The 19,733-nt window shown below is 61.3% G+C and carries 21 protein-coding genes; 20 read left to right on the top strand and 1 reads right to left on the bottom strand.

Features of this window, described 5'->3' with window-relative positions; genetic code table 11:
* Positions 1 to 21: 21 nt before the first annotated feature.
* The 6 genes from rplU (at position 22) to rsfS (ending at position 4,023) form a co-directional block, all read left to right on the top strand.
* A complete protein-coding gene (rplU, locus tag DW899_RS04665; RefSeq protein ID WP_035138585.1) occupies positions 22 to 396 on the top strand; it encodes a 50S ribosomal protein L21 in 375 nt (124 codons plus the stop codon).
* A gap of 33 nt (positions 397 to 429) precedes the next feature.
* Positions 430 to 687 (top strand): 50S ribosomal protein L27, encoded by a 258-nt coding sequence (gene rpmA / locus DW899_RS04660; protein ID WP_006236075.1) that lies wholly within the window; start codon positions 430 to 432, stop codon positions 685 to 687.
* Between the two features lie 84 nt (positions 688 to 771).
* Positions 772 to 2,238 (top strand): GTPase ObgE, encoded by a 1,467-nt coding sequence (gene obgE, locus DW899_RS04655; RefSeq protein WP_199410562.1) that lies wholly within the window; start codon positions 772 to 774, stop codon positions 2,236 to 2,238.
* Between the two features lie 3 nt (positions 2,239 to 2,241).
* Positions 2,242 to 2,919 (top strand): nicotinate-nucleotide adenylyltransferase, encoded by a 678-nt coding sequence (gene nadD, locus DW899_RS04650; protein ID WP_117637231.1) that lies wholly within the window; start codon positions 2,242 to 2,244, stop codon positions 2,917 to 2,919.
* Between the two features lie 86 nt (positions 2,920 to 3,005).
* Positions 3,006 to 3,539 carry a bis(5'-nucleosyl)-tetraphosphatase (symmetrical) YqeK gene (yqeK, locus tag DW899_RS04645; RefSeq protein ID WP_199410567.1) on the top strand — a complete coding sequence of 178 codons (534 nt, stop codon included), beginning with the start codon at positions 3,006 to 3,008 and terminating at the stop codon, positions 3,537 to 3,539.
* A gap of 28 nt (positions 3,540 to 3,567) precedes the next feature.
* Positions 3,568 to 4,023 (top strand): ribosome silencing factor, encoded by a 456-nt coding sequence (rsfS, locus tag DW899_RS04640; protein ID WP_117786060.1) that lies wholly within the window; start codon positions 3,568 to 3,570, stop codon positions 4,021 to 4,023.
* A 98-nt stretch (positions 4,024 to 4,121) separates the two neighbouring features.
* On the opposite strand, the gene dinB is transcribed toward rsfS, so the two are convergent.
* On the bottom strand, positions 4,122 to 5,375 hold the full coding sequence (gene dinB, locus DW899_RS04635) for a DNA polymerase IV (protein WP_197032155.1): 1,254 nt from the start codon (positions 5,373 to 5,375) through the stop codon (positions 4,122 to 4,124).
* 201 nt (positions 5,376 to 5,576) lie between these two features.
* Here dinB and rpsP point away from each other — a divergent pair, with 201 nt between their 5' ends.
* The 14 genes from rpsP (at position 5,577) to DW899_RS04565 (ending at position 19,726) form a co-directional block, all read left to right on the top strand.
* A complete protein-coding gene (gene rpsP, locus DW899_RS04630) occupies positions 5,577 to 5,918 on the top strand; it encodes a 30S ribosomal protein S16 (protein ID WP_117800145.1) in 342 nt (113 codons plus the stop codon).
* A gap of 42 nt (positions 5,919 to 5,960) precedes the next feature.
* Positions 5,961 to 6,206 (top strand): KH domain-containing protein, encoded by a 246-nt coding sequence (locus tag DW899_RS04625; protein ID WP_171021534.1) that lies wholly within the window; start codon positions 5,961 to 5,963, stop codon positions 6,204 to 6,206.
* Positions 6,207 to 6,210: 4 nt separating this feature from the next.
* Positions 6,211 to 6,732 carry a ribosome maturation factor RimM gene (rimM, locus tag DW899_RS04620; RefSeq protein WP_089573449.1) on the top strand — a complete coding sequence of 174 codons (522 nt, stop codon included), beginning with the start codon at positions 6,211 to 6,213 and terminating at the stop codon, positions 6,730 to 6,732.
* Positions 6,733 to 6,742: 10 nt separating this feature from the next.
* The gene (trmD, locus tag DW899_RS04615; protein WP_117800144.1) at positions 6,743 to 7,489 is read left to right on the top strand and encodes a tRNA (guanosine(37)-N1)-methyltransferase TrmD; all 747 of its coding nucleotides are present in this window, start codon (positions 6,743 to 6,745) and stop codon (positions 7,487 to 7,489) included.
* Position 7,490: 1 nt separating this feature from the next.
* Positions 7,491 to 8,084: a signal peptidase I gene (gene lepB / locus DW899_RS04610; protein WP_117800143.1), complete on the top strand. Its 594-nt coding sequence runs from the start codon at positions 7,491 to 7,493 to the stop codon at positions 8,082 to 8,084.
* 59 nt (positions 8,085 to 8,143) lie between these two features.
* Positions 8,144 to 9,055 carry a glycine--tRNA ligase subunit alpha gene (locus tag DW899_RS04605; RefSeq protein WP_006236091.1) on the top strand — a complete coding sequence of 304 codons (912 nt, stop codon included), beginning with the start codon at positions 8,144 to 8,146 and terminating at the stop codon, positions 9,053 to 9,055.
* 3 nt (positions 9,056 to 9,058) lie between these two features.
* On the top strand, positions 9,059 to 11,155 hold the full coding sequence (gene glyS, locus DW899_RS04600; RefSeq protein ID WP_117800142.1) for a glycine--tRNA ligase subunit beta: 2,097 nt from the start codon (positions 9,059 to 9,061) through the stop codon (positions 11,153 to 11,155).
* Between the two features lie 34 nt (positions 11,156 to 11,189).
* Complete coding sequence (locus tag DW899_RS04595; protein ID WP_117637236.1) at positions 11,190 to 12,065, top strand: pyruvate, water dikinase regulatory protein; 876 nt, start codon at positions 11,190 to 11,192, stop codon at positions 12,063 to 12,065.
* A gap of 346 nt (positions 12,066 to 12,411) precedes the next feature.
* Positions 12,412 to 15,162 (top strand): pyruvate, phosphate dikinase, encoded by a 2,751-nt coding sequence (gene ppdK / locus DW899_RS04590; RefSeq protein WP_117800141.1) that lies wholly within the window; start codon positions 12,412 to 12,414, stop codon positions 15,160 to 15,162.
* A 210-nt stretch (positions 15,163 to 15,372) separates the two neighbouring features.
* A complete protein-coding gene (gene rplS / locus DW899_RS04585; RefSeq protein WP_006236098.1) occupies positions 15,373 to 15,714 on the top strand; it encodes a 50S ribosomal protein L19 in 342 nt (113 codons plus the stop codon).
* Positions 15,715 to 15,807: 93 nt separating this feature from the next.
* The gene (locus tag DW899_RS04580; protein ID WP_055250018.1) at positions 15,808 to 16,596 is read left to right on the top strand and encodes a ribonuclease HII; all 789 of its coding nucleotides are present in this window, start codon (positions 15,808 to 15,810) and stop codon (positions 16,594 to 16,596) included.
* A 189-nt stretch (positions 16,597 to 16,785) separates the two neighbouring features.
* Positions 16,786 to 17,271, top strand: a complete 486-nt coding sequence (locus DW899_RS04575) for a YraN family protein (protein WP_117766661.1) — start codon at positions 16,786 to 16,788, stop codon at positions 17,269 to 17,271.
* On the top strand, positions 17,271 to 18,794 hold the full coding sequence (locus DW899_RS04570; RefSeq protein WP_117766659.1) for a YifB family Mg chelatase-like AAA ATPase: 1,524 nt from the start codon (positions 17,271 to 17,273) through the stop codon (positions 18,792 to 18,794). Before DW899_RS04575 ends, DW899_RS04570 begins: the two co-directional genes overlap by 1 nt.
* Positions 18,794 to 19,726 carry a DNA-processing protein DprA gene (locus tag DW899_RS04565; protein WP_117564298.1) on the top strand — a complete coding sequence of 311 codons (933 nt, stop codon included), beginning with the start codon at positions 18,794 to 18,796 and terminating at the stop codon, positions 19,724 to 19,726. Before DW899_RS04570 ends, DW899_RS04565 begins: the two co-directional genes overlap by 1 nt.
* The last annotated feature ends 7 nt before the right edge of the window (positions 19,727 to 19,733 follow it).

Below are 19,733 nucleotides of genomic sequence, written 5' to 3'. Positions count from 1 at the left end.
ATGCATGAAGGGCAAGTAAACATGTACGCAATCGTTAACACGGGCGGCAAGCAGTACAAGGTCGCCACCGACGATGTCATCACCGTCGAGAAGATCGAGGGCAATGAGGGCGACAAGGTCACCCTGCCGGTCATCTTCCTCAACGATGGTAAGAAGATCGTCACCGATCCCGACAAGCTGGCCAAGGCCAAGGTTACCGCTCAGATCGTTGAGCAGTTCAAGGGCGAGAAGCAGCTGGTCTTCAAGTTCCACAAGCGTAAGCGCTATCGTCGTCTGAAGGGTCACCGTCAGCAGCTCACCAAGCTGAAGATCGTGAAGGTCCAGGCTACGTCCCGCGCCAAGAAGGCTGTCAAGGCAGAGGCCGAGGCTGTTGCCGAGGCTCCCGTCGCCGAGTAGATTACACTCGTAACGAAAGAGTAGGTATACACAATGGCACACAAAAAAGGACTCGGTTCCTCCCGTAATGGCCGTGACTCCCGCGGTCAGCGCCTTGGCACGAAGCGCTATGCCGGCCAGACGGTAACCACGGGCACGATTCTCGTCCGTCAGCACGGCACTCACATCCACCCGGGTGAGAACGTTGGCCGTGGCAAGGACGATACGCTGTTCGCGCTGGTCGACGGTACCGTTGAGTTCCACAAGGGTATCAAGCACAGGGTCAGCGTACGCCCGCTCGCGAACGCGTAATTCACCCTTCATAGAGCACATATGTGGGAGGCACTTGAGTTTTAGGATTCAAGGGTCTCCCTCTTTTTGTAGGAGGCGATTCTGTTGTCACAGTTCACCGATATCAGCCGCATTAACGTGTGCGGCGGCGACGGCGGAGCCGGATGCATGTCGTTTAGGCGCGAGGCATTTGTCCCCAAGGGCGGCCCCGATGGCGGCGACGGCGGTCGTGGCGGCAATGTCGTCATCCAGGCTGATGCTCAGCTGTCTTCGCTGATCGATTACCGCTTTAAGCATCACTTCCGCGCCGAACGCGGCACGCACGGGCAGGGTGCCCGTCGTAACGGCAAGAGCGGCGAGGACCTGATCCTGAAGGTTCCCATGGGCACCGTGGTGCGCGAGCTCGACCCCGAGACGCAGACCCCGATGTTCGAGATTGCTGACCTGGTGCACGATGGCGAGCGCGTTGTCGTGGCGCCCGGCGGTGCCGGTGGCCTGGGCAACACGCACTTTGTGACGTCGGTGCGCCGCGCGCCCGCGTTCGCTCAGCTGGGCGAACCGGCCGAGGAGCACTGGATTGAGCTTGAGATGAAGCTTATGGCCGATGCCGCACTCGTGGGCTTCCCCTCGGTGGGCAAGTCCTCGCTTATCGCGCGCATGAGTGCCGCCCGTCCCAAGATCGCCGACTATCCGTTTACAACGCTCGTGCCGAACCTCGGCATGGTGCGTGCCGGTGAGTATTCTTACGTCGTTGCCGACGTTCCTGGTTTGATCGAGGGCGCGAGCGAGGGCAAGGGCCTAGGCCACCAGTTCCTGCGCCACATTGAGCGTACGGCCCTGATCATGCATGTCGTCGACATGACGGGCGGTTTTGAGGATCGCGACCCGGTTGAGGATTACCGCATCATCAACCGTGAGCTCGAGCAGTATGGCGCAGAGCTCTCGGAGCGCCCGCAAATCGTTGTCGCCAACAAGTGCGATGCGCCGGGCACGGCCGACAAGATTGCCGACCTCAAGCGCGCCGCGCTCGACGATGGACATATGTTCTTTGCCGTGTCCGCCGTGACGGGCGCCGGGCTCAATACGCTGATGCTTGCCGTGGGCGAGCAGGTGGCTAAGCTTCGCGCCGAGCTGGCGGTTTCCGATGAGCCGGTCGATCTTCGCGACGAGGAGTGGGAGCGCCGCCGTCTGCAGCGCGAGAAGCGGTTCCGCATTGTCCAGGAGGAGCCCGGTGCCTTCCGTGTGGTTGGTCGTGCCATCGAGCGCATGGTCATACAGACCGACTGGGAAAACGAGGAAGCCGTCATTTACCTGCAGCATAAGTTTGCACGTATGGGTGTTGACGACGCGCTCGAGAAGGCCGGTTGCCGTGCGGGCGACGAGGTCCGCATTTGCCAGCGTGCCTTTGACTTTGAGGGCGCTGAGGACTTCTCGGAGTACGAGGAGCTCGAGGACGCTGGCGAGGACGTTGCCGTTGAGGCCATTGACGTGGCCGATGCTGCGGATGAGGGCGTCGAGGTTGTCGATGCGGCGGATGCCGCGGACGATGCCGAGACCTCGGAGGGCGAGTAAGCCATGTCGCTGCGCGGTGGAATCGGTTTGCCCGAGCTGCCCATAAAAGAGGGCAAGGAGTTTCGGCTTGGCATTATGGGCGGCACATTCGACCCGATTCATTACGGGCACCTGGTGACTGCCGAGCAGGCGCGCGAGTCGCTCGACTTGGACGCTGTGCTCTTTATGCCGGCGGGCTCTCCCGCCTTTAAGCTTGACAAGCCGGTTACGCCTGCCGAGGACCGTTATGCCATGACGGTCCTCGCCACCGCCGCGAACCCGGCCTTTTTGGCGAGCCGGTTCGAGATTGACCGTCCGGGTGTAACCTATACGGCCGATACGCTTCATGCCCTTCGCGATTTTTACCCGCCGCAGGTAAAGCTCTACTTTATTACGGGCGCCGATGCGATTATCGATATTGTGACCTGGCATGATGCCGAACGAATCGCTGAGCTTGCTACCTTTATTGCGGCGACGCGACCGGGCTTTGATATCGATACGGCGCGTGCCCGAATCAAAGAGTCGGGGCTGCCGTTCGACGTGCGCTATATTCAGATTCCGGCGCTGGCGATCAGCTCGACGAACATTCGTAAGCGAGTTGCCCGCGGCATGAGCGTGCGCTATCTTACGAGCGAGTCCGTGCTCGGCTACATTCGCAAGCGCAGGCTATATGCCGATTTGGGCCAAGAAGATTTTGAGTGATGGGGGCTACGTTGTCGGTAGAGGATCAGTTTGAGGGCGATGAGCGCGCGCTGCTCAAGCGCATTCAAGAGCTGCTCGATGTTCGCATGAAAGATAAGCGCAAGCGCTATGTGCATTCGCTGGGTGTTGCCGAGACCGCACTTCATCTGGCCGAGGTCTACGGCGTTGACCGCTTTGATGCGGCTGCCGCCGGCTTAATTCACGACTGGGACAAGGTTCTTTCCGATGACGAGCTCGTGGCCCGCGCGCTTCACTATGGCATCAAGGTTGCCGGCTCTCCTTCCGCCGCGACGCCGCTTTTGCATGGCCCTGTTGCCGCCTATGAGCTTCCGCAGCTTTTTCCCGAGCTGTCACCGGCCGTTTTCCAGGCTGTCGACCGTCACACCGTGGGTGCCTGCGACATGACGCCGCTCGATATGGTGGTCTTTGTGGCAGATGCCATCGAGCCCAACCGTCACGGCGACTATGCCCATGCGCTGCGCAAGATGGTGGGGAAGTCCTCGCTCGATGAGTTGTTCTTCTCCTGTTTTGCGCAGGGTCTGGTCTTTGTGATCCAGTCCGGGCGCTATCTTTATCCCACGGCTATTACGATTTACAACCATTACGCCCAGCTGCGCTAGCTCGGGTGTGTCTAGAAAGAGGTATTCCATGGCCGACGAGACCATGACTGACGAGCAGATTCTTGAAGGTGTGGAGCACAAGAGTTTCGCTGCCACGTCCGACCGCACCGCCGCCTCGCTGTCCGCGAGCGGTGTCGCCGCCGAGGATGTCGCCCGCGCCGCCGCGCAGGCCGCCTACGACAAGAAGGGCGAGGACGTGCAGGTGCTCGACCTGACCGAGCTTTCCGACGTGTGCGACTACTTTGTGCTTGCCACCGGTACCAACAACCGCCAGGTCGATTCGATTGTCGACGAGATCGAGGAGAAGGTTGCCGAGGCTTGCGGCGAGCATCCGTTCTCCATCGAGGGCCGCGAGCAGAAGACCTGGATGCTCATGGACTACGGCTCGGTTGTCGTCCATGTCTTCACTCCCGAAGCCCGCGACTTTTACCGCCTAGAAAAGCTCTGGGGTGACGCCCCCCAGCTCCCCCTCGACCTCCTCTAGTGGCTCATTTGATATGGGGCTTTTAGCTAGCCTCGCGCATTTCGCCGGGCAGTTGCGGTTTTCCGCACCTGCCCGGCTTTCTATTTTTACAAAGGCGGTTAATCATTGAAGCGGGATTGGCGGCCGAAAGATAGGGCGGTGTCGCCGAACTTGTCTCGGACGGCATCGATCGCGACTGAGAGGTCGCGACGGTCGCTTGATTGGGCTCCGCGGTCGTCGACTTCGCAGAACAGGTCGGTCTGGATGCCGCCCTGATGGTCAAAGTCGCTCATCCCGATACCCGCCAGACGCACATGCATGCCTTCCTGCCAGATGTTGTCGAGCAGTTCGAGCGCAACCGCCACAAAGATGTTCTCATCGTCGGTGGGGTGGGGAAGCCGCCGCTGCGCCGTGCGTCCGCTGCCATACGAATACTTAAGCTTGAGCGTTACCGTGCCGCCCGTCAGTCCCTGACGGCGCAGGCGGCGTCCAACCGACTCTCCCAACAGCGCAATCGCCGCTTCGATGTCCCCACGCTCAGTCAAATCTTTCGCAAAGGTGCGCTCATTGCTCACGGATTTAACCTCGCGTTCCTCATCGAGGCTTGTTACTTCGGATATTTCGAGTCCCAGCGCACGCTGGCGCATGCGTTCGCCGTTGACGCCAAAAATAGAGGCCAAGGTTGATTCCGGTGAACGTGACAGCTCGCCGAGCGTGTAGATGCGCATGCGGCGCAGTCGCTCCTCGGCCGAGCGCCCGATGCCGCTCATGGCAGATACCGGCAGCGCGGCCAAAAAGCGCTGCTCGGTTCCGGGGCGCACGATGGTCAGCCCAAACGGCTTATCCCGCTCGCTTGCGATCTTTGCGACCGTCTTGTTGCAGCCCACGCCAATGGAGCAGGTCACTCCCAGCGCTGCCACGCGGTCGCTTATACGCCGCGCAACCAGTAGCGGGTCTTCGGGCGCAAAGCGACCCGGTGTGATATCGATAAAGGCTTCGTCGATGGATACGCGCTCAACGCGCGGCGTCTCCTCGGCAAGAATCGCCATGACCTGCGCGCTCACCTCGCGGTAGCGATCAAAGTGCCCGTGCGTCCAAATGGCTTGCGGGCACAAGCGCCGCGCCTCGGCCGAGGCCATGGCAGAGTGCACGCCAAAGCGACGTGCCTCATACGAACACGTGGACACGACGCCACGCGAATCGGCGTCTCCGCCCACGATGAGCGGCTTTCCGCGCCATTCGGGATGATCGAGCATCTCCACGCTCGCAAAAAACGCATCGAGGTCCATGAGGCCCACCGCCGGACCCGTCCAGGGCGGCGGCGTGACGCCCATGGCATCCTCATAACCGTATGTATGTTCGCGTCTTTCCATGTCATGAGTATACCGCGCAGCTCATGTGGGGTGCGTGTATGTGCTTGCAAATCCCGAATTCTTGTCTAAGATATGGATTTGCCCTCGACTACACCGAAGAAGTTGGTCTCACGGACTTCACCTGCCCGCGTCGATGGCGTATTATGTTCAACTGTTTGTTTGTAGTTGCAGCCTAAAGCTGCTTGGTTGGAGGAGTTTCCTTTGGCAGTCAAGATTCGCCTTGCTCGTCACGGCGCTAAGAAGCGTCCGTACTACCGTGTCGTCGTCGCCGATTCCCGCGCCCCGCGTGACGGTCGTATCATCGAGGAGGTTGGCCGCTACAACCCGATGACCGCCCCCAAGACCATCAATCTCGACCTCGAGAAGATCGCCGACTGGCAGGCCAAGGGCGCTCAGCTCACCGACGCCGTCGCCGCTCTGGTCAAGGCCGCCAACGAGGGCGAGAAGACCGAGACCGTCGTCAAGAAGTCCAAGAAGCAGCTCGCCAAAGAGGCCGAGGCCGCTAAGGCTGCCGCTGAGGCCGCTGAGGGCGCCGAGGAGTAAATCGTGCCTGAGGTTGACGCTGCACAGCTCGAGGGTGAGGCAATGCTCTCAGATCGCATCGCCGATCTCGTCGAATATCTCGTTGTTCAGATCGTCGACGACCCGGATTCCGTGAGCCTTGAGGTCATCGATGGTGACGACGCCTCCACGATTGAGGTTTCGGTCGCCGAGGATGACGTCGCTAAGGTCATCGGCCGTCGTGGCCGTACCATCAAGGCCATTCGCACGCTCGCCCGTGCACTGGCCGCTCGCCTCGACACTGCTGTCGAGGTAGAGGTTCTGGGCTAGGACCTTGAGGTCCCAGTACAAAAACATCGCCCGTGTGGTCAAGCCGCACGGAAGGAAGGGGGAGGTCCTCGCGCAGCCGCTGCGGGGGCTTCCTTCTGTATTAGAGCCGGGTATGCGCGTCGCCCTGACGCCGCCGGCGCTCAAGCGCGACCGCTTTTGCACGGTCGTGTCCGTCACCGATACGGGCGATGGCGATCTGGTCTCGTTTGAGGGCATTGACGACTTGACGGCCGCCGAGGGCATCACGGGATGCTATGTGTTGGCAAATCGTGACGATTTTGAGCTCGATTCACTCGACGCCGCCTATTCCGACCTGATGGGTCGCGAGGTGGTCGACGAGCGCTTCGGTTCACTCGGTACGATCGTCGAGATCATGTCGACGCCCGCTAACGATGTTTGGGTCGTCGAGGGCGATCGGTACGGCGAGGTACTGATTCCCGTGATCGAGCAGGTTGTGCTCGATCTTCCCGACACAGGAACAATTTCCGTCCACGTTATGGACGGCCTGATCGATATGGACAAGTAGGGAGGACAACATGCTGATTGAGACCCTTTCGGTCTTTCCCGAGATGTTTGAGCCCGTCATGTCCACATCGATTTTGGGCCGCGCCCGCAAGGCCGGCCTTTTTGATTTTAAGGCGTATAACCTGCGCGACTGGACGCACGACCGCCATCGTACCGTCGATGACGAGCCGTACGGCGGCGGGCAGGGCATGCTGATGAAGGTCGAGCCTATCGCCGAGGCTATCGAGGCCATTAGCGCGGAGGGCCCCAAGCCGACGGTGGTGTTCTTCACCCCGTGCGGCGAGCCTTTTACGCAGCATGTGGCCGAGCGCCTGCTCAAAAGCGAGCGCCTGCTGTTTGTGTGCAGCCGTTACGAAGGTGTTGACGAGCGTGCCTATGCGTATGCCGACGAGCGCCTGTCGATCGGCGATTACGTGCTCACGGGCGGCGAGCTTCCCGCTATGGTCGTTGCCGATGCCGTCGTACGCCTGATCCCCGGCGCCCTTGGTGACGAGATGAGCAACGTGGACGAGTCGTTCTCGACCGCCGAGGACGGAGGCCTGCTCGAGTATGCGCAGTACACCCGCCCTGCCGAGTTCAACGGCGAGGGCGTGCCGCCGGTGCTCGTGAGCGGCGACCATGCCAAGGTTGACGCCTGGCGCCGTAAGAATGCCATCGAGCGCACCTGCCGCTGGCGTCCGGACTTGATCGAGACGGCGCGGCTCACGCTCGAGGAGCGCGCTTACGCGCAGGATTTGCTTTCTGGAAGAGGTGAATAACATGGAGGACAATAAGGGTCGCCAACGAGTTCATCTTGAACATGATTTTGGCGAGAGGTCCGTTTTTACTTTGCGGGGCGCCTTGGAATGGGTTTTGGTCATTCTAATCGCGCTCGCCGCCACCTTTTTGATTCGCTCGTTTGTGGTTGAACCCTTTGTGGTGCCCACCGGCTCCATGGAGCATACGATTGAAGAACACGATCAGATCTTGGCGCAGAAGGTGACACTTGAGCTCGGTATGCCCGTTAGGCAGGGCGATATTGTGGTGTTCCACAACCCCGATAAGACTACTGGGCATGACTTGCTTGTGAAGCGCGTGATAGCAACTGCGGGTCAGACCGTTGACTTGCAAGATGGCAAGGTGGTTGTCGACGGACAAGTGCTCGACGAGGGCTATACAGCTGGTATGAGCTGGCCCTTGTCCGAGAACATTACCTTTCCTTATACCGTTCCAGATGATTGCGTGTGGATGATGGGTGACAATCGTGAGAACTCCGCTGATTCCCGTATATTTGGTCCGGTCAAAAGCTCGGATCTGGTTGCCGTGGCACTCGTGCGTTACTGGCCGCTCAACCGCATCGGCGCTATCGATTAAAAACCGCTATAGTACAGTACCTAACCGTGTATTCGTTTCGACGAGGGGATATTAGAGGCATGAACGCTTCATCGCTTTCCTTCCAAGACATCATCCTGCGCCTCCAGCAGTACTGGGGCGAGCAGGGCTGCGTCATTATGCAGCCCTATGACTCCGAGGTCGGTGCCGGTACCTTCCATACCGCGACCACGCTGCGCTCGCTCGGTCCCGCCGAGTGGCGCACCTGCTATGCTCAACCTTGCCGCCGTCCCGCCGACGGCCGCTACGGCGAGAACCCTAACCGCATGCAGCACTACTATCAGTTCCAGGTGCTCATCAAGCCGTCGCCGGTCAACGCCCAGGAGCTCTACCTGGGTTCGCTGGCCGCCATTGGCCTGGACCCCAACGACCATGACGTCCGCTTTGTCGAGGACGACTGGGAGAGCCCGACCCTGGGCGCCTGGGGCCTTGGCTGGGAGGTCTGGCTCAACGGCATGGAGGTCACGCAGTTTACGTACTTCCAGCAGGTGGGCGGTATCGAGGTCGACCCCGTGCCCGTCGAGATTACCTATGGCCTGGAGCGTATCGCCATGTACGCCCAGGGCGTCAACTCGGTCTACGATCTGGTGTGGAGCTATCTGCCCGACGGCACGCCCATGACCTACGGCGACGTGTTCCTCGAGAACGAGCGCGAGTTCAGTGCCTATAACTTTGAGGTCGCCAACGTCGAGATGATGCGTCAGAAGTTTGACGACTACGAGGCCGAGTGCCATTCCTGCCTGGAACGCAAGCTGCCGTTGCCGGCGTACGACTGTGTCATGAAGTGCAGCCACGCCTTCAACCTGCTCGATGCCCGCGGCGCCCTGTCCGCGGTCGAGCGTGCCAACTACATCCTGCGCGTCCGCGCCGTCGCCAAGGCGTGCTGCGAGGCCTACATGGCCGAGGTCGCCGGAGTCAACGAGAATGCCGACCAGGAAGGCGAGGTGGCGTAAGCCATGGCAGACGCTAAGGATTTCCTGTTTGAGATCGGTACGGAGGAAATGCCCTCTGCACCGCTGAACAATGCCGTCAAGCAGCTTGGTACCATGATCGCCAAGGGTCTCGACGAGGCCGGTCTGGCCCACGGCGAGGTCCGCGTGATCTCGAGCCCGCGTCGCCTGGCTGCGCTCGTTGCCGACGTTGCCACCGCGACCGATGAGGTTCACGAGGTCAAGCGTGGCCCCGCGGCAAACATCGCCTTCGACGCTGACGGTAACGCCACCAAGGCCGCCCAGGGCTTCGCCCGCAAGTGCGGTGTGGCTGCCGAGGATCTGGTCCGTCGCGAGGACACCGACGGCCGTGAGTACGTGTTCGCCGAGAAGAACATTCCTTCCGCACCGGCTACCCCGATCCTGACGGCCCTGTGCGAGAAGACCATCGCCGGCCTGCAGTGGCCCAACTACCGCAGCCAGCGCTGGGGTCACGAGCACGCTACGTTTGTACGTCCGGTCCGTTGGATCTGCTGTCTTCTGGGCGAGGACGTTGTGCCCGTGTCGTTTGCCGACGTGACGAGCGGCAACACCACGCGCGGCCATCGCGTGCTTGGCCCCGGCGACCATGTTGTCGCCAGCCCCGCCGTCTACGAGCAGGTGCTCGAGGACGCCGGCGTGCTTTCTGCCGAGCGTCGTCGTGAGGCCATCCTTGCCGGCATCGCCGAGGTCGAGGCTGCTCGCCCCGGCTGCCATGTCGATACGCCCAAGAAGGTCTTTGAGGAGGTCATCAACCTCTGCGAGTGGCCGACGGTGCTCGTCGGTACCTTCGACGAGGAGTTCCTCAAGGTCCCGCACGAGATTATCTGCGAGTCCATGCTCACCAACCAGCGCTACTTCCCGATCTATGACGGCGAGGGCAAGCTCACGCGTGAGTTCGTGGTCGTTTCCAACAGCAAGCCCGAGAACGCCGAGCGTGTGATCGACGGCAACGAGCGCGTCGTGCGCGCCCGCCTGGACGACGCCAAGTTCTTCTACGAGGAGGACCTGAAGATCTCCCTCGACGAGTTCCGCGAGCGTCTGGCCAAGGTCGCCTTCCAGGAGAAGCTCGGCAGCGTGCTCGCCAAGTCCGAGCGTGTTGAGCAGCTCGCGCTCGCCATTGCCCGTGAGGCCCATCTGGGCGCCCACCTGGCCGCCGACGCCGCTCGCGCCGCTCACCTGTGCAAGGCCGACCTGGTGTCCAACGCCGTCGTCGAGTTCACGAGCCAACAGGGCGTGATGGGCGGTTATTACGCGACCGCGATGGGGGAGAACGACGAGGTTGCCCACGCCATTCGCGATCATTATCGTCCCCGCTTTGCCGGCGACGAGCTGCCCGAGGGCACCGCTGGCTGCATCGTGGCCTGCGCCGACAAGCTCGATACCATCGCCGGTATCTTTGCCATCGGCGAGCCCCCGACTGGCTCCTCCGATCCCTACGCGCTGCGTCGTGCCGCTATCGGTATCATCAACATCCTGCGCGACCGTCTGCCGATCGATCCCACGTCGCTCATCGACTTTGCGCTCGAGCTCTATAGCGAGCAGGGCATTGAGTTCGACGCCGCCGAGGTCGCGCAGCAGGTTCGTGACTTCTTCCATGGCCGCCTGGTGAGCATGGCCCGCGACGAAAAGATCCCGGCCGATACCGTTGCCGCTGTCTCCGCGGTGCACATTATCGCCCCGTCCGTCTTCTTCGCCCGCTGCGCCGCCCTCGACGAGGCCCGCAAAAACGACGCTGAGACGTTCGACAACCTGGCTACCGCCTATGCCCGTGCCGCGCATATCTCGAAGCCCGAGCTGGGTGCGGAGTACGACCGCGCCCTGATGGGCGAGGCCGAACTCGCGCTCGCCGACGCCTCCGAGGCTGCTCAGACCGCTGTCGATGCCGCCCTTGCTGCCGAGGACTACCCGGCCGCATTTGCTGCCCTCGCCGCCCTGCGTGCCCCCATCGACCGCTTCTTCGACGAGGTCATGGTCATGGACAAGGACGAGCAGCTTCGCGATAATCGCCTTAAGCTGCTCAACCGCTTCGAGGCCGTTTTCTCCGGCATCGCCAACATCGGTGAGCTTGCCCGCAAAAAGTAAGCCAGCCTGCGCATAAGCGCAAAAGGAGCCCCGCATGGATTGCCCGGTCACCGCTCGTCCCACCGTTATCGTTATCTCCGATTCGCTCGGCGATACCGCTTGTGAGGTGGTGCTTGCGGCGTCCGGGCAATTTGATGAAGGGGCTTTTCGTCTCTTGCGCCTGCCCAAGGTGACCTCGGTGGAGCAGGTCAAGTCATTTGTGGGGCCGCGCGTCGATGCCGACCATCGCGATGTCGCCGTGTTCCATACCATTGTCGATCCGGCGCTTCGCGCCCGCGTGCTCGATTACCTGGGTATGCTGCATATCCGTTCGGTCGACCTGATCGGCCCGACGCTTGCCGTGCTGTCGTCGCTCATCGGTGTGCCGCCCAAGTGCGTTGCGGGCGTGATTCACAAGACCGATGACCGCTATTTCCATCGTATCGAGGCCATGGAGTATTTCGTTGAGCACGATGACGGTCGTGGTTGCGACGATCTGTCGGGTGCCGATATCGTGCTGCTGGGTGTGTCGCGTACATCCAAGACGCCGCTGTCGATGTATTTAGCCTATCAGGGCTACAAGGTCGCCAATGTCCCACTGGCGCATGGCATGGAGCCGCCCAAGTCGATTTACGAGGTTGACCCGATGCGCCTGTTCGGCTTGATTTCGACCGTCGATGTGATTTCCGAGATTCGCGATAGCCGCTTGGGCGACGACTACGCCCGCGCCGTCGCAGGCTCCTATGCCGAGCCCGAGAGCGTGCGTAGTGAGCTTGCGGAAGCCCGCGCGCTCATGAAACGCCTGGGCTGCTTTGTAGTGCGTACCGACGGCAAAGCCATCGAGGAAAGCGCTGCCGAGATCATTGCTCATCTCGAAGAGATTCAAGAGGCAAGAGCCCGCCGTGCCGCCCGCCGCGCTCAACAGCAGTAGTCCTTTCTGTGACGATTTTTCTGGGACGGGGATTAAAAAATCATTAGGTACTCAATGATTTTTTAATCCCCGTCCCAGAAAAATCATCGGAGTGGCTAAATAGCCTGAATTGATAAAGCGATTTAGCAAAAACATCGCATCTGACCTGCATTCTTCTTGTAGTGGTATCTTCATAAGGTAACCAACTTTACCTACCGTTTACCGCTAGTTTTAGCACGTTTACCAAACCGCGCACCCTCTGCTCAAGCCTGCCCAAAACCCGCCGTATAGTTCCCTCACGGCCCGCATCCGGCGGGTCGATTCGTTACCACGGTCGTGCGCGTAAGCGCATGGAAGGGGAAGTATCGTGAGCGATTGCAAGAGGGTTTGCCGTTTTGGAACCGACGCCCAGGGCACCTGTGTCACCGAGGGCGACAAGTCCATGAACTTCGTGCTTGGCGGCAAAGGCGCAAACCTTGCCGAGATGAGCCGCATCGGCCTGCCGGTTCCCGGTGGCTTTACCATTACCTGCCAGACTTGTGTCGAGTACTCCGGTGCCGGCAACGTGTGGCCCGAGGGCGCACTCGATGAGATCGTTGCCGCTGAGGCCGACCTCGAGGCCCGTTGTGGCAAGAAGCTCGGCGACGCCTCCGACCCGCTGCTCGTGTCGGTTCGCTCGGGCGCTCCGTTCTCCATGCCCGGTATGATGGACACAGTCCTCAACCTGGGCCTCAATGACGATTCCGTTCAGGGCCTTATCGCCCAGACGCAAAACCCGCGTTTTGCCTGGGATAGCTACCGCCGCTTTATCCAGATGTTCTCCAACGTCGTCATGGGCGTCGACGCCGACCTGTTCGAGAACGCTCTGACCCAGGCACGCTTGGTCGCCGGCGTTCGCGTCGATTCCGAGCTTTCGGCCGAGGACCTGCAGGGGCTCGTCGAGACCTTCAAGGGGATCTTCTCCGACAACGTCGAGGCCGCCCTGTACCCCGAGCTCGAGGTCGCTGACGGCAAGCCCGTCTTCCCGCACGACCCGGAGCTCCAGCTGCGTCTTGCCATCCAGGCCGTCTTTGGCAGCTGGATGAACGAGCGCGCCTGCATCTACCGCAAGCAGCATGGTATCTCCGACGAACTCGGCACCGCCGTCAACGTTCAGGCTATGGCCTTTGGCAATAAGGGCGAGACCTCCGCGACCGGCGTCGCCTTCACGCGCAACCCGGCCGACGGCACCAAGGAGTTTTACGGCGACTTTCTGGTTAACGCCCAGGGCGAGGACGTCGTCGCCGGCATCCGCAATACCGAGCCCATCGCCGACCTCAAGACCACCCCGGGCCTCGAGTCTGCAGGTGAGGAGCTCGAGCGCGTGTTCCTGACCCTCGAGGATCATTATCGCGATATGTGCGATATCGAGTTCACCATCGAACAGGGCAAGCTCTGGATGCTCCAGACCCGCGTGGGCAAGCGTACCGCCACGGCCGCCCTGCGCATCGCCATCGAGATGGTCGAGGAGGGCCTGATCACGCGCGAGGAAGCCGTGGGGCGCATCGACCCCGCACAGCTCGATCAGCTCCTGCACCCGCAGTTCGATGCCTCCAAGAAGTATGAGGCACTTGCTACCGGCCTTAACGCCAGCCCCGGTGCCGCCGTGGGCGAGGTTGTGTTCTCGAGCGATGACGCCGTTGCGCGCGCCAACGAGGGTCACAAGGTTATCCTGGTTCGCTGGGAGACCAACCCCGACGATCTGAAGGGCATGGTCGCTGCCGAGGGCATCCTCACCAGCCATGGTGGCAAGACGAGCCACGCAGCCGTTATCGCCCGCGGCATGGGTACACCCTGCGTCTGCGGTGTCGAGCGCTTCCACATCGACGCCGCCGAGAAGGTCGTGCACATCGATGGCAGCGACCGCGTACTGCACGAGGGCGATGTCATCTCCATCGACGGTACCCAGGGCATCGTCGTCGATGGCGCTGTCGATTTGGTCTCCGCTGAACTCACCGGCGATCTGGACACCATCCTGTCCTGGGCCGACGAGATTCGCCTGGACGAGACCTGTGGCCACGCCAACCATGTGCGCGTCAACGCCGACAACCCTGAGGATGCCGCACTCGCCCTCGAGTTTGGCGCCGAGGCCATCGGCCTGTGCCGCACCGAGCACATGTTCCTGGGCGATCGTAAGAACATCATCCAGAGCTTCATCCTGTCCGACGACGAGGCCGTGAAGCAGCAGGCCCTGGCCGACCTGCTCAAGGTCCAGACCGAGGACTTCCTAGCCATGTTCAAGACCATGTCCGGTCGCGATGTGGTCGTTCGCCTGCTTGATCCGCCGCTGCACGAGTTCCTGGATAATCCTCGCGAGCTCGAGGTCGCCATCACCAAGAAGGAGGCCGCCGGCGCTCCCGAGGAGGAGCTCACTGCCCTGCGCGCCCGCCTACGTCGCATTGACGGCATGGTCGAGTCCAACCCCATGCTGGGCTTGCGCGGCGTGCGCCTGTCCGTCGTCTTTGGCGATCTGCCGCTCATGCAGGTCCGCGCCGTGGCCACGGCTGCTGCCCGCCTTATCAAGGATGGTGTCGACCCACGCCCCGAGATCATGGTTCCGCTCGTTTCCATCACGGCAGAGCATGTCCAGACCCGCGAGGTCATTGAGCGTGCCATCGCCGAGGTTTCCTCCGAGGAAGGTGTCGAGCTCAACATTCCCGTGGGCACGATGCTCGAGCTGCCGCGCGCCTGCATGGTCGCCGACGAGATCGCCCATCACGCAGATTTCTTCTGCTTTGGCACCAACGACCTCACCCAGACGACCTTCGGCTTCTCCCGCGACGATGCCGAGGCCAAGTTCATTCCGCTGTACCTGCACAAGAAGATCCTGAAGGACAACCCCTTCGAGACCATCGACACGGCGGTGCTGGAGCTCGTGCGCTTGGCCGTCGAGAAGGGCCGCGCCACCAATCCCGACATGCACTTTGGCGTGTGCGGCGAACACGGCGGCGACCCCAAGTCCATCAAGGGCCTGTTTAACGTGGCCGACGTGGACTATGTGTCCTGCTCGCCCTACCGCGTGCCCCTCGCGCGCCTAGCTGCCGCCCAGGCCAAGCTCGAGGCCAAGCGTTCCGCCTAGCGTTTAGCGTTTAGACGCCTAGCGTAGCCCCCCTTCATACCGCCCGTCTCATTCGTGAAGCGGGCGGTTATCATGTGCGGGTTTTGTCTTTTTGTCTGCGCAAAAAATTGTTCTTGCAGCAGAAACCCGCGCGTGTATACTCGAATACGTTTGTTCAACTACGTGCCGGCCAAGGTGGTACGGCACCTCTAGAAGAGTAAGGAATTGCACATGGATTACATCCGCGCAATCGAGCGTCAGCAGATCCGCGAGGACATTCCTCAGGTTCGCGTCGCCGACAACGTCAAGGTTCACTACCGCATTAAGGAAGGCGACCGCGAGCGCATCCAGGTTTTCCAGGGCGACGTCATCCGCATGGCCGGCGCCGGTGCCCGCGAGACCTTCACCGTCCGCAAGATGTCCTTCGGTGTCGGTGTTGAGCGTACCTTCCCGCTTCACAGCCCCAAGATCGCCAAGCTCGAGGTCGTTCGCCATGGTCGCGTCCGTCGCGCCAAGCTGTACTACCTCCGCGACAAGGTGGGCAAGGCTGCTCGCATCCCCGAGAAGCGCTAAGAAGATCGCAGCGTCTGTCCACTCGTTTGGACACGAGGGTCACCTTCGGGTGGCCCTTCTTTTTATCTGATTTGCATGCAAGGAGGGTCTGGTATGGCCAACATGACGAGCTCGGTTTCGGCATCGCAGGTTGCCGGCGAGCTGGCGAGCGCCACGTTCGAGGAGATTCCCGCCCTCGTGGAGCATTATCGCGAGGACCCGCGCCAGCAGGTGATCAAGGCTTGCGAGCGTGCTCTTAAGCGCCATGCCAAGGAACTTGCCGAGCGCGAGCGCGTCAATGACATGTACGAGCTTATGCATGAGCTTGGCGGCGATGGGGTGGTCGTTGGTGTCGACGAGGTAGGTCGCGGATCGGTGGCCGGCCCTTTGACGGTATGCGCCGTCTGTCTTCCTATGGAGCCGCGCGTCTGGGGTATCAACGATTCCAAAAAGCTCACGCCCGCGCGCCGCGAGTTGCTCTCGGTGAAGATAGCCGAGGTGGCGACTGCCATCGGCTTTTGCCATATCGCGCCGAAGGATATCGATGAGATGGGCATGGCCCGTGCTATCCGTACTGCCGTTGCGGGCGCCGTGGCCGATACGGGACTTGAACCCGACTGCGTCCTCATGGATGGCAACCCCTTGGGCGCCGTTCCTAACGAGCGCGATGTGGTGAAGGGCGATGCCAAAATCGCCTGCATCGCCGCGGCGTCCATCATGGCCAAGGTCACGCGTGACGAGATGATGGTCGAGTACGACGCCGAGTATCCCGAGTACCATCTGGCCGAGTCGAAGGGCTATGCAAGCCCCGAGCATATCGAGGCCATTCGCAAACATGGACTTTGTCCACTGCACCGCGTGAGCTTTTGCGGAAACTTTCTGCAGACTGAGCGCCTTTTCTAGGTCAATTGTGGAGACAGGGACCTCAGGGGTTTTATAAACCTGCTGGTAGCGGGCCGTATGCAACACCATTGCTGCGTACGGCCCGTTTTTTGACGGCATTTGGTCAGCTTTTGGTTTGCTTCCGGTACTTACCCGCATGAAAGGTGCCCTCATCATCGGGGCAATGCAGTGTGCGGGAAAGGAGACCCCATGAGTGCCGCAAGCAAAAAGAGCAAGACGCAGCAACTCAAGGAGCGTTGGGAAAACGGCGAGCTCGACTGTGGGGCGATGACGCCCGACTTTATCAAGGGACTCAGTCCCCGCGAGCTGGGCATGCTGGGCGAGCTGATCACCATCGACTACTTTAACGAGCGCGGCTACACCTTGCTGGAGCAGGGTTATCGTTGCACCGAGGGCGAGGCCGATCTGGTGCTGCTCGATGAGCTCGACGATGTCGTGGTGATGGCCGAGGTCAAAACCAGACGAGTTGCACTGGATTGCAGCACGCGGGTCTTTCCCGAGGAGGCCGTGGACGCCCAAAAGCAACGCCGCTACCGCCGCATCGCAAGTTGCTACCTCATGGAGCATTATCCGCTCAAGGCGATTCGCTTCGATGCCGTGGGCGTCACCATTCGTGGCGGGCATATCGCCGAGATCGAGCATCAGTACAACGCGTTCGATTGGCAGGTGTCGTGATGGCGTTCGAGACGTTTGCCGTTCACGCGGCCTGCATCCGCGGCGTCGAGGCGATTCACGTCACGGTCGAGGTCTCGCTTGCCGGTGGCGTTCCGGGCATCCAGATGCTCGGCATTCCGAGCATGGAGGTGATGGAGTCACGCGGTCGTATTCGCTGCGCGATGCGCTCCGCCGGGTTCGAGATCCCGCGCTCGGGCATTACGGTCAATCTGGCGCCTGGCGATATTCGCAAGACCGGTAGCGGCTTTGATCTGCCCATCGCCATCGCGGTATTGGCGGCCGATGGTCAGATTCCCCGCGACAACCTCGATCGTTGTCTTATCGCTGGTGAGCTTGGCTTGGACGGTACGGTGCTTCCTGTCAAGGGCGAGGTGGCGTTTCAGCTATTGGCGCGTGATATGGGGCTGTCCTTTATCGCCGGCAGGTCCGATCAGCATGTGCCGCTTGCGGGCGTGGATTGTGGATTCATCGATCATTTGTCTCAGCTTGCCCATGGCATGGGCGATGCCGCGCGGCACTACTTGGATTCTGAAGTGCTCGAGGCGACCTTTGAGCCCGAGCTCGACTATGCCGACGTACTGGGGCAGGAGGTCGCCAAGCGCGGCATGGCGCTTGCGGCGGCAGGAGAACTCGGCTTGCTCATGATCGGGTCCCCGGGATCGGGCAAGACGATGCTCGCGCGTCGTATGACCGGCATCCTGCCCGAGCTTTCCGTTGAGGATCAACAGGAGGCGCTGTGCATCCATTCGGTTTTGGGTGAGAACATTGATGGCTTGTTGGCGGGGCACCGGCCCTTCCGCAGTCCCCATCACAGTATTTCGACCGCAGGTCTTATCGGCGGTGGGCGCCCGGTGCACCCGGGTGAGATCAGCCTTGCTCATGGCGGCGTGCTATTTTTGGACGAGCTTGCTGAGTTTCCCACGGGTGTGCTGCAGACGCTGCGTCAGCCCATCGAACGCGGCTACGTCAGGATCGTACGCGTCGACGGGGCTTTTACCTTCCCGTCGCGCTTTCAGCTGCTGGCTGCGAGCAATCCCTGCCCCTGCGGCTTTTTGGGCGATCGTGAGGTACCGTGTCGCTGCTCGGCGGCGATGGTCGAGCGCTATCGGTCTAAACTGCGCGGTCCTTTGGCCGACCGTATCGACATGATGATCGATGTGACCCGTCCCGACCCTCAGGTGATTATCGAGGGCGCGGAGGGTATGTCGTCAGCTGAGTTACGTGACTACGTTGTGCGCGGTCGCGCTTTTCGCGCTTGGCGCGAATCCCGTATGGACGATGCTGATGCCGAGGCCGAGGATGACGAGACACGGTCCATTGACGGCGTCGTTTCGACCTTTGAGCTCGATGATGCGGCGGAGAAGTGTGTGCTCGGCCTGTCGAAGCGCACGCATCTCACGGGCCGCGGCATCGTGCGCCTGGTGCGTATCGCGCGTACCATCGCCGACGTCGCCGAGAGCGAGCAAGTGACGCAGGACCACGTGCTCGAGGCGGCGATGTACCAGGGAAGGAGGGACCAATGATGGCCGAGGGGACCTTCGAGCTGCATCCAGGTGACGCGTTGTATCCCGAGACCGTTTTGGAGCTTTCTGATGTACCCCAGACACTCTATGTGCGCGGCAACCCCGAGGTGCTTTCGACGCCCGCGCTCTCCATCATCGGCGCGCGCAAGGCCTCTCCGTATGGTCTTGCCGTGGCAGAGCTTGCGGCAAAGGTTGCGGTCGAGGCGGGCGTGACGGTAGTTTCGGGCGGCGCGGTCGGTTGTGACCAGGCCTCGGGTTGGGCTGCGGTCAATGCCGGCGGCAAACACGTCGTGGTGCTGGGGACGGGCGCCGACGTGGTCTACCCGCGTTCGAGCGCGGGGCTTATTACGCGCACGCTCGATACGGGTGGCGCGGTCGTGTCGATCTCTCCGTGGGGCATGGGTCCGCGCAAGTTTGCCTTTCCGCGCCGCAATCGCGTAATCGCGGCCCTGTCGCAAGCCCTCTTTGTATCCGAGGCGGGTATGCCTTCCGGGACGTTTTCTACAGCCGAGGCTGCTATGGATTTGGGGCGAGAACTTCTTGCCGTGCCAGGGTCGATCCTATCGCCCGAGTCGCGTGGCACGAATTACCTCATTGCGAACGGTGCCTGCTGCATCATCGACGAGGAATCTATCGAGATGGCTATTTCACGCATCTACGGCACCCTGCGCTACTCGCGCCCCGATGCTCCCGGCATTGCCGACCTGGATCAAACACAGCAGACCGTGATGCATGCGCTCATCGCCTCTCCGCTCAAGGTCGACGACATCGCGGCGCTCGTCTCGCTCGATGCCGTCGGCGTACTCAAACTCCTGGGTTCGCTTGAGCTCGAGGGTCTTATCGAGCGCATGATGGATGGAAGGTATGCGCCCTCCAAGTTTGCCCTTCACGCTCAGACACCCTTCGGTCACAATGGAAAACATGTCAATTAGAAAGGTG

Origin of the sequence: Collinsella sp. AM41-2BH, assembly GCF_003468085.1 — a bacterium.
Lineage (GTDB): Bacteria > Actinomycetota > Coriobacteriia > Coriobacteriales > Coriobacteriaceae > Collinsella.
Note: the sequence above shows the minus strand (reverse complement) of the source record. Positions and strands in the feature narration are given on the sequence as shown.